General features: G+C 67.2%; 12 protein-coding genes. 9 read left to right on the top strand and 3 right to left on the bottom strand.

Annotated elements, in window-relative coordinates; translation table 11 throughout:
- Nucleotides 1–97 precede the first annotated feature (97 nt).
- Nucleotides 98–2,581: a TonB-dependent receptor gene (locus P7B02_RS06120; protein WP_277785439.1), complete on the top strand. Its 2,484-nt coding sequence runs from the start codon at nucleotides 98–100 to the stop codon at nucleotides 2,579–2,581.
- A gap of 20 nt (nucleotides 2,582–2,601) precedes the next feature.
- Here P7B02_RS06120 and P7B02_RS06115 read toward each other — a convergent pair whose 3' ends face one another.
- A complete protein-coding gene (locus P7B02_RS06115; protein ID WP_347276640.1) occupies nucleotides 2,602–4,194 on the bottom strand; it encodes a hypothetical protein in 1,593 nt (530 codons plus the stop codon).
- A gap of 302 nt (nucleotides 4,195–4,496) precedes the next feature.
- On the opposite strand from P7B02_RS06115, the gene P7B02_RS06110 reads away from it, so the two are divergent.
- The 6 genes from P7B02_RS06110 (at nucleotide 4,497) to P7B02_RS06085 (ending at nucleotide 8,889) form a co-directional block, all read left to right on the top strand.
- Nucleotides 4,497–5,210: a response regulator transcription factor gene (locus tag P7B02_RS06110; protein ID WP_277785437.1), complete on the top strand. Its 714-nt coding sequence runs from the start codon at nucleotides 4,497–4,499 to the stop codon at nucleotides 5,208–5,210.
- On the top strand, nucleotides 5,179–6,819 hold the full coding sequence (locus P7B02_RS06105) for a stimulus-sensing domain-containing protein (RefSeq protein ID WP_431355790.1): 1,641 nt from the start codon (nucleotides 5,179–5,181) through the stop codon (nucleotides 6,817–6,819). The genes P7B02_RS06110 and P7B02_RS06105 overlap by 32 nt, the downstream gene beginning before the upstream one ends.
- Nucleotides 6,816–7,250 (top strand): HPr kinase/phosphorylase, encoded by a 435-nt coding sequence (locus P7B02_RS06100; protein ID WP_277785435.1) that lies wholly within the window; start codon nucleotides 6,816–6,818, stop codon nucleotides 7,248–7,250. Before P7B02_RS06105 ends, P7B02_RS06100 begins: the two co-directional genes overlap by 4 nt.
- Before the next feature lie 69 nt (nucleotides 7,251–7,319).
- Nucleotides 7,320–7,724 (top strand): PTS sugar transporter subunit IIA, encoded by a 405-nt coding sequence (locus P7B02_RS06095; protein WP_277785434.1) that lies wholly within the window; start codon nucleotides 7,320–7,322, stop codon nucleotides 7,722–7,724.
- On the top strand, nucleotides 7,721–7,993 hold the full coding sequence (locus tag P7B02_RS06090) for an HPr family phosphocarrier protein (RefSeq protein WP_277785433.1): 273 nt from the start codon (nucleotides 7,721–7,723) through the stop codon (nucleotides 7,991–7,993). The genes P7B02_RS06095 and P7B02_RS06090 overlap by 4 nt, the downstream gene beginning before the upstream one ends.
- A 5-nt stretch (nucleotides 7,994–7,998) precedes the next feature.
- A complete protein-coding gene (locus P7B02_RS06085) occupies nucleotides 7,999–8,889 on the top strand; it encodes an HPP family protein (RefSeq protein WP_277785432.1) in 891 nt (296 codons plus the stop codon).
- A gap of 3 nt (nucleotides 8,890–8,892) precedes the next feature.
- Here P7B02_RS06085 and bioB read toward each other — a convergent pair whose 3' ends face one another.
- Nucleotides 8,893–9,897 (bottom strand): biotin synthase BioB, encoded by a 1,005-nt coding sequence (gene bioB / locus P7B02_RS06080; protein ID WP_277785431.1) that lies wholly within the window; start codon nucleotides 9,895–9,897, stop codon nucleotides 8,893–8,895.
- A gap of 184 nt (nucleotides 9,898–10,081) precedes the next feature.
- Here bioB and P7B02_RS06075 point away from each other — a divergent pair, with 184 nt between their 5' ends.
- A complete protein-coding gene (locus tag P7B02_RS06075) occupies nucleotides 10,082–11,830 on the top strand; it encodes a cellulase family glycosylhydrolase (protein ID WP_277785430.1) in 1,749 nt (582 codons plus the stop codon).
- Here the strand turns inward: P7B02_RS06075 and P7B02_RS06070 are convergent.
- The gene (locus P7B02_RS06070; RefSeq protein ID WP_277785429.1) at nucleotides 11,811–12,965 is read right to left on the bottom strand and encodes a GGDEF domain-containing protein; all 1,155 of its coding nucleotides are present in this window, start codon (nucleotides 12,963–12,965) and stop codon (nucleotides 11,811–11,813) included. The two genes, P7B02_RS06075 and P7B02_RS06070, sit on opposite strands and share 20 nt — an antisense overlap.
- Before the next feature lie 364 nt (nucleotides 12,966–13,329).
- On the opposite strand from P7B02_RS06070, the gene P7B02_RS06065 reads away from it, so the two are divergent.
- Nucleotides 13,330–13,908, top strand: coding sequence for a CYTH domain-containing protein (locus P7B02_RS06065; protein ID WP_277785428.1), 579 nt, complete (start codon nucleotides 13,330–13,332; stop codon nucleotides 13,906–13,908).
- The last annotated feature ends 35 nt before the right edge of the window (nucleotides 13,909–13,943 follow it).

The raw sequence follows: 13,943 nt of genomic DNA, 5'->3' as shown, positions 1-13,943 counted from the left end.
GTTCTTAAAGAATTGCTGACTCCGAGGCCAAGAAAGCTGCCTTCTCCAATTTCCGATCAGGCCGATAGGAATAGTCGAGATAGCAGGGGAGATCTCGATGAGGCTCAAGTCCATCTTTCTGGCGGGCGCCGCGTTCGCGGCTTTTGGCGCGCCTGTCGCGGCGTTTGCGAAAACGGCTGATCAGGCGCCGAGCGCGACCCGCGCCACGGCGGACGCCGCTAATATCGAAGGGGTGATCGTCACCGCCCGCCGTCGGGCTGAGAACGTCCAGGCGGTGCCGGTCGCCGTGGCGGTGGTCACGGCCGAGACGGTGAACAACACCGGCGCGTTCAACATCAGCCGGCTGACCCAGCTGCAGCCGACCTTGCAGTTCTATTCCCAGAACCCGCGAAACACCTCGGTGAACATCCGGGGCATCGGCGCGCCGCTGGGCCTGACCAACGACGGGATCGAGCAGGGCGTCGGGGTCTATATCGATCAGGTCTATTACAACCGGGTGGCCGCCGCGACGCTGGACTTCGTGGACATCGAGCAGATCGAGGTGCTGCGCGGGCCGCAGGGCACGCTCTACGGCAAGAACACCACGGCCGGCGCCATCAACATCACCACCCGCGCGCCGAGCTTCGATTTCGACGCCACGGGCGAGGTGTCCCTGGGCAATTACAGCTTCAAGCAGGCCAAGGTGTCGGTGTCCGGCCCGCTGACCGACGACATCGCCTTGCGCATCAGCCTGTCCAACACCGACCGGCGGGGCACGATCTACAACACCGCCACCAACCAGTGGATTCAGGGGCAGGACAACATCGGCGTCCGCGGCGCGCTGCTGTGGAAGGTCAGCGAGGACCTGAACTTCACGCTGTCAGGAGACTACAATTTGCAGGACCCGATCTGCTGCGCGCAGATCTACGCTCGGGTGGGGGCGACGCAACGGCCCCTGAACCGCCAGTACGCGGCGCTGACGGCGGCGTTTGGTTACACGCCGGTCAGCACCAACCCCTTCGATCGCGTGACCGACGTGGATGCGCCGCTGGCCGCCCGCAACGAGCATGGCGGCGCTTCGCTGCGCGCGGAATGGGACGTTGGCGGGGGCACGGTGACCTCGGTCACTGCCTGGCGCTTCTGGGACTGGGGGCCGAAGAACGATCGGGACTTCACCGGCCTGCCGATCACCACGGCGTCGAACAACCCCACCAAGCAGGACCAGTACACCCAGGAACTGCGCTACGCCTATGACACCGAGCGCTACGACTTCGTGGTCGGGGCCTTCGCCTTCCACCAGAAGCTCCACACCACGGGTCTGGAGGCGCAGGGGCCGGCGGCCAGCCGCTGGAACCTGAACCCAGGCAATGTGGCTCCGGGCGCGGCCGGATGCGCCACGCCGACCACCCTGGCCTGCATTCCGGCGGTGCTGAACGGCCTGACCGCCAACAACGACATCCTGCTGAAGAACACGAGCCTGGCCGTCTTCTCCAAGGTGAACTGGAAGCTCACCGACCGGCTGACCCTCTCGCCCGGCGTGCGGGTGAACTACGACAAGAAGACCGGTCACTACGACTCTGTGGTCACCGGCACGGCGTCGGACGGCACGCGGCAGCGGGTTCTGTTCACCGGGCCCTATTCCACCGATCCGTGGATCGTGGCCCAGCGGGGCGTTCGCGCACCGCAGTATTACGAGCCGTCGTTCAGCAAGTGGAACCTGTCCTACGACCTGAACCTGTCCTACCAGGTGACGCCGGACGTGCTGGCCTACGGCACCTACGCCAAGACCTTCAAGACGGGGGGCATCAACCTGAACGGCGTGCCGCTGGACGCCAACGGGGTGCCGATCCTGTCGGCCGGGGCGATCAAGCCCGAGAAGGTCGACCACTTCGAGGCCGGCCTGAAGACCCAGTTCTGGGAGCGTCGGGCGACCCTGAACCTCACCGGCTTCTGGACCGAGATCCAGGACTACCAGGCCAATGTGAACAACGCCCAGCTCGGCCTGCTGCGCGGCTATCTGGCCAACGCCGACAAGGTGCGGGTGCGCGGCGTCGAGGCCGACTTCAACGTCCGGCCGTCGGAGCGTTTCACCGCCTACGCCAACGGCGCCTATACGGACCATGAGTACGTGCAGTTCGTGGACGCCCCATGCCCGCCGGAGCTGTCGGGCGGCGGCGCGGGGGCGACGCCCTCGGCCCCGGGCACGCCGGGCGGGATCAGCCCGTCCAACTGCGACATCTCGGGCCAGTGGCTGCCGGGCATCTCGAAGTTCGCCGCGTCGTGGGGGGCGGAGGCCAATCGTCCGGCCAACCTGTTGGGCAAGGGCGGCGAGGTCTATTTCGGCTACGACGCCAGCTATCGCTCGAAGTTCTCGTCAAATGCCTCGCGGTCGGTGGACCTGGATGTGGAGGGCTACGCGCTCCACAACTTCCGTCTCGGCTTCCGCTCCGACGACGGCTTCAACATCTATGGCTGGGTGCGTAACGCCTTCGACGAAGAGTACTTCGAGCAGCTGGCGGTGACGCCGGGCAGCACGGGCCTCGTGGCGGGACAGCCGGGCGATCCCCAGACCTGGGGCCTGACCATCCGGCAGCAGTTCTAAGGGGGTGGCGGAAGGCGGCCTCAGGCCGCCTTCTGGGTGCTTTCCACAAAGCTGCGCACCAGGGTCAGGACCTGGGGCGACTTGGCCAGAGCCTCGCGGGACTCCGGCGTGCGGATCAGGCGCAAGGCTTCGTTGCGCGCCTTGTCGGCGGTCGGACCCAAGGGGCCGGTCTCGCCAGTGGCCAGTCGGATCAGGACGCTGAGCTTGAAGGTCAGGGGCGACGGCGCCTTGAGCAGGGTGCCGATCATCCGCGTCTCGTTCTCGATCCGCGCGCCCAGGACGCCGAAGTGGTCCTGGATCGGCTTGTAGTCTTCCTGGACCAAGCCTGACCGCGCCACGAGGCGCTGCAGGGTGGCCAGAGCCGCCAGCTTGGCGGCGGCGGCGTCGGGCCCCATCTGAATCTCACGCTCGAACCGCAGGCCCGTGGCGTTGGCCAGCAGCCAGCGCGAGGCGGCGCGCTTGTTGGCCCCGCCGGTGACGTTCTCGGTCAGCTTGACCAGAACCTCGATCTCTTCCCGAGCCGAACGGTCGCGGCCGAGCAGGTTGGTCACGAACTCGCCGGTGAGCAGCATCTTCGAGCGCTCGGTGAAGGCGCTGTGGATGTCCTCATGCTCCAGGATGCGTCCCGCCGCGGCGGTGAGGGCCATGGCGAGGGCGCGCAGGTATTCGATCTCGGCCTCCGCGTCGCCGGGCTTCAGGCGTTTGGGGCTGATCAGCTCCTTCAGCACGCGCTGGGAGATCGCCTTGCGGACCTGTTCGAAGTGCTTGCCGCCCAGCCAGTTGGCGAGGCGCGCGGCCGGGCCGTCGAGCGGCGGCATGACCGTGGCCACGCGGGGCTCGATGCCGATCAGCATCTCCACCTGTTCGGACCCGGCCAGGCGGGTCATGGCCGCCAGGGAGGAGCCAAGATCCAGGTCGGCGCCCAGCAGGTCGTTGAGGCCGGCGGCGGAATTGAGGATTTCGCAGATGGGCTGTTCGATCACCGCCAGGGCCATGGCGCGGGCCTTCGGCTCCTGCGGCGCGGCGTCGGCCAGATCCAGGAGGCGCGTGATCTTGTCGGCCCAGCTATGGGCCGGCGCGATTGAGGCGGCGACGCCGGCGCCCAGCAGGTAGGCGCGGTCGGGATCACCGACCAGGCGTTCGGCGGCCTGGGCGAAACCTTCGCGGTCCACGTCAGGCAGCTTGCCCTTCTTGAAGTCCTTAAGCAGGCGGTCGATGGCCCGCTGGGCCAGACCCTGGAAGGTCTTCATCACGTCGTGGACCTTCAGTCCCCGGGCTTCGGCCTCTGGGATCGAGATCTTCTGGATGGCGTGCTGCAGCTCGACCGAGGCTTCGAGGTTCTCGACGAGGTCGGGGCGGTGCAACAGTTCGAACGGCGTGGCCTTGTGCCGGGCCAGATAGCCGTCCAGCAGGCGGCCGATCCGTTCCCGGGCATGAGCGCTGTAGAGGTCGGCGGGGCTGACGCACAGCGGCGCGCGGTCCTCTTCCTTCTTCTTCTTGTCGGGTCCGGTGACGGCGCCCTTGCTCATGATGGTGACGGTCTGGAACTCGCGAGTTTCCTCGTCGAGCGTCTCCTTGGTCACGCGTACGGCGGCGGCGCGGCCTTCGGCCAAGCAATCTTCCGCCGATTGGAGCGCGCGCGCGCGGTCCTCCGACGCCAGGTCAAGGACCCAAGGCGCGCCAGGCTTGCGCCGCACGTAAAGCTCGTAATGGACTTGCCGGCTCATCTTGGAGAGGACATTGAGCCCGCAGACCTTAAGACCTAGTTGAGATGCGCCGTATTGGCGCCATGCTGTACGGGCATTGAGCTTCACCTTTATGGAAGCCTTGCGCCGTGCTGTGCGTTGATGCGGTTCAAGCTGGGCGGTAGAGATCGGCGGCCCGCCCCCGCCGTTGTCCGGAGAAATCTTCCCCGATGGCCGACATCACCCTCGTCGACGACGACGAGAACATCGTCGCCTCCGTGTCCCTGGCTCTGGAAAGCCACGGCCATACGGTCAAGGCCTACTATGACGGCGCTTCTGGCCTTCAGGCCCTGGAGAGCGATCCGCCGGACCTGGCGATCCTCGACGTGAAGATGCCGCGCATGGACGGGATGGAGGTGCTGCGCCGCCTGCGCCAGACCTCGGACCTGCCGGTGATCATCCTGACGTCCAAGGATGAGGAGATCGACGAGATCCTCGGCTTCAATCTCGGCGCCGACGACTATATGCACAAGCCCTTCAGCCAGCGCCTGCTGCTGGAGCGGGTGAAGGCCGTCCTGCGCCGCGCGCGGGCCGATGAGGATGAGGCCGCCGTCGCGACAGCGGCCGTCGATCCCAACGCCAAGGCCATCAAGCGCGGCCGGCTGACCCTGGATTCCGCGCGCCATGACTGTCTTTGGGACGGCAAGCCCGTGCGCCTGACGGTGACCGAGTTCCTGCTGCTGCAGTCCCTGGCCCAGCGTCCCGGCTTCGTGAAGAGCCGCGACAACCTCATGGACGCGGCCTACGACGATCAGGTCTATGTGGACGACCGCACGATCGACAGCCACATCAAGCGCATGCGCAAGAAGTTCCGGCAGGTCGATCGCGAGTTCGACGCCATCGAAACCCTCTATGGCGTCGGCTACCGATACCGCGAATCCTGAGGCGCGCCCCCGTCGGCGAGCCATGCCGTTCAGCGTGCGGTCGACGGGCCGCCGCTGGTTCGCGGGCTCGCGCCTGGGGCGGGTCATCCTGGCGCTCAATCTTCTGGGCCTCGCCGTCCTCATCGGCGGCGCCCTGGTGCTCAACGAGCTGCGGCGCGGGCTGATCGAGGCCCGCATCGACAGCCTGACCACCCAAGGGCAGTTCATCGCCAAGATTCTGGATCAGACGGCCACGGTCGGTGATCCGGAGCCGGCGCTTCAGGCCGCCGAGGCCAGCGCCTTCCTGCAGTTGCTGTTCATTCCGACCAACCAGCGCGCCCGCCTGTTTGACTCCCAAGGGCGCCTGCTGGCCGACTCCTACGTGGTTGCGGACCGCGTGGAGTGGAAGCTGCTGCCCCCCGCCCGGCCGGCGGACGGATCCGGCCTGTCCTTCGCGCGGCAGGACGACGACGCCAAGCCGCAGACCATCGAGCGGGCCCGCACAGCTCTGGCCGACGAGGTCGCCCGGGCCATGAAGGGCGAGCAGCAGGCCGGCGTGCGCCTGGCCGAGAACGGGCGGCGGGTCGTCTCCGTCTCCATCCCGGTCCAGCACGTGCGCGCCGTCCTGGGCGTCCTGACCCTGGAAGCGGGCGACGTGGACGAGATCATCGCCGCCGAACGCAAGGCGTTGGCGCCCTTCATTCTGGTGGCGATAGGCGTGACGCTGGGCTCGTCCTTGCTGCTGCAGTTGCTGGTGGTGACGCCGATCCTGCGCCTGGCGCGGGCGGCGGACCGCGTCCGGCTGTTCGGGGTCAAGGCCATTGTGCTGCCTGACCTGTCCAAGCGAAGCGACGAGGTGGGCGATCTGACCCGCTCGCTGGAGGACATGACAGAGGCGCTGTCGGAGCGGATGGACGCCATCGAGCGCTTCGCCGCCGATGTGGCGCACGAGATCAAGAATCCCCTGACCTCGATCCGTTCGGCGGTGGAGACCCTCGACATCGTCACCGACGACAAGGCGCGCGAGCGCCTGCTGGCCATTCTCAAGCAGGACAGCGGCCGTCTGGACCGGCTGGTCACCGACATCTCGAACGCCTCTCGTCTCGACGCCGAACTGGCCCGCGAACCGCTGGCCACCGTGGATATCGGACGTCTGCTGGCCGAGGTTGCGGGGCTCTACGGCGCACGCGAACGCGCCGGGGCGGCGCCTAACAGCGTGCACGTGACCTTCGTCGATCCCAACCTTCTGGAGCTTGTGCGGGTGCAGGGGCGGGAAATCCCGTTGGGCCAGGTGTTCCGCAATCTGGTGGACAACGCCCGGTCGTTCAGCCCCGCGGACGGCGAGGTGCGCATCACCCTGGCCCGCGCCGGCAAGGGCAAGATCGTTGCGGCGGTTGAGGATGACGGACCGGGCATCCCCCAAGAGAACCTGGAGACCGTCTTCGAGCGGTTCTACACCTCGCGGCCCAAGGGCAGCGCCTTTGGCGGCAACTCCGGCCTGGGCCTGTCCATCGCGCGCCAGATCATCGAGGCGCACGACGGTGAAATCCACGCGGAGAACCGCAGGGATGACAGCGGCAAGGTGCTGGGCGCGCGGTTCGTGGTGACCCTGAAGGAAGCGCGGGCGTGATCCTGCACGCCGGCCTCTTGGCCCTGTGGTCCGGCGGCCGGTGGCGCGGGCTGCTGATCGAAGGGGCCTCCGGTTCCGGAAAAAGCGATCTGGCGCTGTGCAGCCTTGAGCACGGGTTTCGCCTGGTGGCGGACGATCGGGTGCTGGTCTGGACCTGTGACGGCCGGCTGTTCGGCCGGGCGCCCGATTCCCTCTCAAGCCTGATGGAGACCCGCGGGCTTGGCGTTCTTGCGCAGGACAGTCTGGCGTTTTGCGAGATCGACCTGAGCGTCCGCTGCGTGGCCGCCGACGCCGTCGAACGCCTTCCGGACGCTGCGTCAACCGAGGTTGAGGGCCACGCCGTCCCCCGGATCGACCTGTGGCCTTTCGACGTGGCCGCCCCCTTAAAGCTCATTCGTGCGATGCAGCATCTTGGAGGCGGGCCCCGATGAGCGTATCAAGGCGCCCTTGTGGCGGCCTTCGGGACGCGGCGGGCAGGGGATCCCGTTGAGAGATCAAGCATGATCGGCCTCGTGATCGTTACGCACGGGCGCCTGGCGGAAGAGTTTGTTTTCGCCATGGAGCATGTGGTCGGACCGCAATCGGCGGTGAAGGCCATCTGCATCGGGCCGGAAGACGACATGGAGCGTCGCCGGACCGATATCCTGAAGGCCTGCGCGGAGGTCGACTCCGGACGCGGGGTGATCCTGCTCACCGACATGTTCGGCGGCACGCCGTCCAACCTGGCCATCTCGGTCATGGAGCAGACCCGCGCCGAGGTGATCGCCGGGCTGAACCTGCCCATGCTGATCAAGCTGGCCAGCGTCCGCACCCGCGACAGCCTGGAGGCCTGCGTCGCGCACGCCCAGGAGGCGGGCCGCAAGTACATCTCCGTCGCCTCCTACGTGCTCGCGGGCGACAAGTGACGCAGCGGGCCACGGTCGAGATCATCAACGAACGCGGCCTGCACGCCCGGGCCTCGGCCAAGTTCGTCAAGCTGGCCTCCAGCTTCGACGCCGAGGTGAAGGTCAGCCGCGACGGCCATACCGTCGACGCCCGCTCGATCATGGGACTGATGATGCTGGCCGCCGGGATCGGCTCAACCATCGACATCGAGGCGGAGGGCGCCGAGGCCAAGGAAGCCTTGGAAGCCCTGGTCGAGCTGGTCGGCAACCGCTTCGACGAGGAGCGCTAGGCTTCTTGGCCCGGGCGCTGTTTCCGCCCCTGAATGCTCAAAGCGCGATCTTCGCCGGCGCGTTCTCCAGCATTCTGCTGATCGGCCTCATCGGCCGGCTGCTTCTGGGCGGCGGCTTTTCCTACGCTCCGCTGCTGGCCCTGCCGATCGGCGCATCGGTGGTGCTGGTCTTCGCCGCCTCCGCCAGTCCTTTGGCCCAGCCGCGAGGCGTGATCGGCGGTAACATCATCTCCAGCCTGGTCGGGCTGGCGGTCGGCTGGCTGGTTCCTGTTCCCTTGCTCGCCGCCGCGCTGGCGGTGGCGGCGGCCATCAGCGTCATGTCCATGCTCAAGTGCCTGCACCCGCCGGGCGGGGCTTCGGCTCTGGGCGGGGCGCTGCTGGCGACCCACGATCTGGCCTCGTCGGCGCACTATGCGGCCCTGGTGGCGCTTTGCTCGATCCTGTTGGTCCTGATCGGGTGGCTGCTGGTCAACCGGATCGAGGGGCGCAGCTATCCGCACAGGGCCCATCCCCAACCGCCGGCGCCGGCGGACGGCGTCACGCTTGGCGACATCGAGCAGGCGCTGGCGCGCTATGGCGAACTTTTGGATGTCAGCGCCGAGGACCTCGAGGTGCTGTTTCATGATGTGGAGAGGCGGGCTCATGAGCGCCTGCATGGCCGCATCACCTGCCGGGAGATCATGAGGAGCGCGGCGGGCGCCGCCGCATCCTCCGCCGTCCGCGTGGCGGCTGACGCGCCCATGGAGATGCTGCTTCCGCTGCTGTCCACCGGGGCCGTGCGCGAGGCCGCCGTGACCGACGGGGATGGCGTGATCATCGGCGTCATCAGCCAGACCGATCTGCTGGCGGCCCTGTATCGCGCCCACCTGGTCGAGACGGCGGGCGCGAAGGCCTAGGGCCTACTCCGCCGCGACGGCGGCCTTGGCCATGGTCATCGGGCGCACGCCCAGATCGGCGAACAGGGCGGTGTCGGCGTCCATTTCCGGCAGCGGGGTGGTCAGCAGCTTGCCGCCCACGAAGATCGAGTTGGCGCCGGCCATCAGGCACAGGGTCTGAAGCTCGCGGCTCATGCCCTCGCGGCCGGCCGACAGGCGGACCATGGATTTGGGGCAGACGATGCGGGCCACGGCGATGGTGCGCACGAACTCCAGGCCGTCGATCTCGCCCTTCTTCAGGATGCGCTCGCCCAGCGGCGTGCCGGTCACCGGGACCAGGCCGTTGATCGGCAGGCTGTCCGGATGCATCGGCAGGGTGGCGAGCTGGTGCAGGAAGCTGGCGCGGTCACGGCGCGTCTCGCCCATGCCGACAATGCCGCCGCAGCAGGTGCTCATCCCGGCGTCGCGGACGTGGGACAGGGTGTCCAGCCGGTCCTGGTAGGTCCGGGTGGTGACCACTTCGCCGTAGTACTCCGGCGAGGTGTCGAGGTTGTGGTTGTAGTAGTCGAGGCCGGCGGCCTTGAGCGTCTTGGCCTGGTCGGCGGTGAGCATGCCCAGGGTGGCGCAGGTCTCCATGCCCAGGGCCTTCACCCCGCCGATCATGGCGGCCAGCTTCGGCACGTCGCGGTCCTTCAGTTCGCGCCAGGCCGCGCCCATGCAGAAGCGCTGGGCCCCGCCGTCGCGGGCGGCCTTGGCGGCGGCGATGACGTCGTCGGCCTCCATCAGCTTGGACGCCTTCAGGCCGGTGTCGAAGGAGGCCGACTGGCTGCAATAGCCGCAGTTCTCGGCGCAGCCGCCGGTCTTGATCGACAGCAGCTGCGACAGCTGCACCTCGCTCGGATCGAACCAGCGGCGGTGGACGGTGGCGGCCTCGAACACCAGCTCCATGAACGGGCGCTCGAACAGGGCCTCCACCTCGGCGACGGTCCAGTCGTAGCGCGGCGTGGCGATGTCGTGCTTGGCGGTCATGCGGAACTCCCGAAAATCGCGGCCTTGATCGCGCGGACGGGCGGCGGACTCAAGGACTGATCGGTGTTCACACAGCTTGAGGCGATGACAGCGTTGTCAATTTTGCTTGCGGCCCGGGGCTCAAGCCGCCTTACTGCGCCTCACAAACGGCGCCGCGTGAAGGACGCCGACATGGGAGGTCATCATGCGTCTTCGTTCCGCTCTCGCGGCCCTGATGTGCTGCGCGTCATTCGCTACCATCGCTTCGGCCGAAGGTTTCCTTCGCGCAGAGGGAAAGCAGATTGTCGACGGGGCTGGCCGTGCGGTGATCCTGCGGGGCATGGGTCTGGGCGGCTGGATGCTGCAGGAAGGCTACATGCTGCAGATGGGTGAGGTCGGGCGCGGCCAGCAGCACGTCATTCGCGGCAAGATCGCCGAGCTGATCGGCGAGGAGAAGACGGCCCGCTTCTACGAGGCCTGGCTCGACAACCACACCACCAAGGCGGACATCGACTACATGGCCGCGCAGGGCTTCAACTCCGTGCGCCTGCCCATGCACTACGACCTGCTGACCTTGCCGGCGGACCAGGAGCCGAAGTCGGGCGCCGACACCTGGCATGAGGACGGCTTCAAGCGGATCGACGACCTGCTGGCCTGGAGCAAGGCCAATGGCCTGTACCTCATCCTCGACCTGCACGCCGCGCCGGGCGGGCAGGGAAACGACCTGCCCATAGCCGACCGCGATCCCTCCAAGCCCTCCCTATGGGACAGCCCCGAGAACCGCCGCAAGACGGTGGCGATCTGGCGCAAGCTGGCCGAGCGCTACAAGGACGAGCCGGGGATCGGCGCCTACGACATCATCAACGAGCCCAACTGGGACTTCGAAGGCGATGGCGGCGGGCACGGCTGCAAGGAGGAGAAGAACGCTCCCCTGCGTTCGCTGATGATGGAGATCACCGCCGCCATCCGCGAGGTGGACAAGCGGCACATGGTGATCATCGAGGGCAACTGCTGGGGCAACAACTACAAGGGCGTCATGCCGCCCTGGGACGACAATCTGGCGGTCAGCTTCCACAAGTACTGGAACGTCAATGACCGGGCGTCGATCGAGCCGCTGCTGAAGCTGCGGGATGAGCACAAGGTCCCGCTGTGGTTGGGCGAGTCCGGAGAGAACTCCAATGTCTGGTTCCGCGACTCCATCGCCTTGGTGGAGGGCGAAGGGATCGGTTGGGCCTATTGGCCGCTGAAGAAGATCGGCTTCAACCAGCCGCTGGAGATCCGCTCCAACCCCGACTACGCCAAGGTCGTCGCCTACCTCACCAGCAAGGGACCGAAGCCGACCGCCGCCGAGGCGGAGCGAGGTCTGATGAAGCTGGCCGACGACCTGAAGTTCGAGAACAACATCGCCCACCCCGACGTCATCGACGCCATGATCCGTCTGCCCCACGCGGACGAGACGAGGCCGTTCAAGGCGCACACGATCGGCAGGACGGGCGGTACGATCCAGGCCGTGGATTACGACCTGGGCCCGATCGGGCAGGCCTATTTCGACATCGACGCGGCCAATTATCACGTCTCCACCGGCAAGGAGCGGACGCTGTGGAACAACGGCCGCGCCTACCGCAACGATGGGGTCGATGTCGCCGTGGCTGCGGATGGGGCGCCCTATGTCAGCGACTTCAAGCCTGACGAATGGATGCGGTACACGCTCCAGGCGGACGCGGCGGGGACCTATGACGTCGAACTGAAGGTCATGACCAAGGCGGCGGGAGGCGTGGCCGTGAGCGTCAATCAGGGCACGGCGTCAGTCGCGGCCGTGCCGGCCGGCGGCGCGTGGCGGACTGTGAACGCGCAGGCCGTCCGCCTTCAGAAGGGAAGCAATGCACTTGTGCTGCGGTCAGTCGATTGCGACTGCGCGATCGCCTCGGTCCGGCTCACGCCCGCGCGGCGGTGAGCGTCTGAGAGGCCTGATGCTTTGGCGCGTCGCGCCGGGCTCCGTCGGCCTGGTTCAGAAGCAGCCCCAGGACGGGGTTGGATGACGAGGCCTCGGCCGCGCCGAAGGTGAGGGTGGCGCGGCGCGGGCCGCCCGACTTTCCGGCCAGAGCCTCGAAGGCGCTGCGCAGGTGGCGGCCGGTCTGTTCGGCTTCCGCATGGGCGGCGCCCGGCAGCAGCAGGACGAACTGCTGCGTGCCCATTCGGGCCAGCAATTGCCCTGGGCGGCCATGCCGGAGGACCACGGCGTTCAGCAGCTTCAGCAGCCGCTCCGCCGTGGCGGGTCCCTTGGCGTCCGCCGTGTGATCGAGGCCCTCGACCTGGATCGACAGAGCCGACAGCTTGCGCGCGCGGGCGGGATCGGATCGCCACCGTTCGAAGCCGGCCTTCAGGCCGGCGGCGTTCAGGGCGCCGGTGAGGGCGTCACGGAAGGCCAGGCGCTCCCAGGCCTTGTCCGCCCGCTCCACAGCCATGAGCAGAAGCACCAGGGCCCTCAGGACGACGATGGCGCCGGCGGCGGCGGCCATGATGCTCTGTGAGGGCGGGGTCGCCTCGAACATGCCCGGCGATGACCAGCCCGAGGCCGCGAGAATGGCGCGGACGGAGAACAGGATGGTCGTCAGGCCGAACAGGGCCATCAGGATCTTGGCCGAGGCCAATCCCTCGTCGCGGATCACGCGGCGCGCGTCCGCGCAGACCGCCAGGTCGCAACCCGCGCAGAGGACGGAGACCAGGGCGATCCGGGGCGCGAAGGCCGCCGCGTCCGACCAAATGCCGAAGATGAAGGGCGACACCGCCGCGCCGATCACCGCATAGGCCATCCAGTGGGGTTTGCGGCCCGTGAACATCCGGACGCTCGCCAGCAGAAGGAAGTTGCCGCTGATGGTCGCCAGATTGGCCGCATGGATCGACAGAGCCGGCGGGATCATGTCGCGCAGCCCGGTCATCAGCAGGCCCGCGCCGACCAGCAGGCTGCTGAGCGCCCAGCAGAGCACCCAACGGCCGAAGCGGCGGGTCGTGAACGCCGCGATCTGCATGGCCCCAAGGCACAGGTAGATGCAGGCGATGGCCAGATAGAGTGTTCTAAGGTCGAGCATGGTCGGATTTTTCGCCGGCCCGACTAGCTCGATTGATCCGGCAAGTAACGTGAAAATCGTATACCGAAGATACGCGTATGGTCATTCATCATTGAGATTCTTGGTTAATTTTCGTCGGGTCAGCCTCCCTCGCAGTTGAGAACGTGATTGTCCGAGCATTCGATGACACCGTTGCCATCCCGATGGCATGCTCGGAAATCCCGCGTGTATGGAAGGTTTTCGCCTCATTGATCGGGCGACGGGGCAGATCGCATCCGCGCGGCCCGCCTGCGCGCTCTGACCTAGATCATCGTCAACGCTTCACCAGGGTGCGACACCGGGCCGCGCCCTTGCTAGACAAGGGAAACCCGCCAAGGAGATCGTGATGCGGCAGCAGGAAGTCGAGCTGAAGTTCGAAGTGGACCGTTCAGCCTTCGACATCGTGACCGCCGCCTTTCCCGATGTGACCTTCAGCGAGAAGCGCCTCGTCTCCACCTATTTCGACACCGACGACCAGGCCCTGCGACGGGCCGGCTGCACCCTGCGCGTCCGGACGGGCGACGGCGGTGGGAAACAGATCTTCAAGAGCCCCGGCGACGATGACTCCCTCTTCGCGCGGGATGAGTGGGAGGCGGCTTCCGGCGACGCGCCTGACGACGTCTTCCTGATGGAGACGCCGGCGCCAGGGATTTTGCGCGGGCGAGCCGTTTTGCCGCTTTTCAGGATCGAGAACCGTCGTCTGAAGGGGATCGTCGCGACGCCCGAAGGCGAGGTCGAGATCGCCCTGGATGACGCCGAAGCGGTGGCCGGCGAGCGCCGGGAGGCCTTCGTGGAGATGGAGCTGGAGCTGAAATCAGGATCAGAGGCGGCGCTTCACACGGTGGCGGCTCGCCTTCGCCGCCTGATCGACATGACGCCGTCGCAGGTCGGCAAGGGCGAGCGGGGTTATCGTCTTCTCGACTAGCGCATAAAGAAATCCTTATGCGTTCGTTGCGAGGG

Source organism: Caulobacter segnis (genome assembly GCF_029543125.1).
Taxonomy (GTDB): Bacteria; Pseudomonadota; Alphaproteobacteria; order Caulobacterales; family Caulobacteraceae; genus Caulobacter; species Caulobacter segnis_D.
The sequence above is the reverse complement of the archived record's forward strand: the minus strand, read 5'-3'. Positions and strand labels throughout refer to the sequence as shown.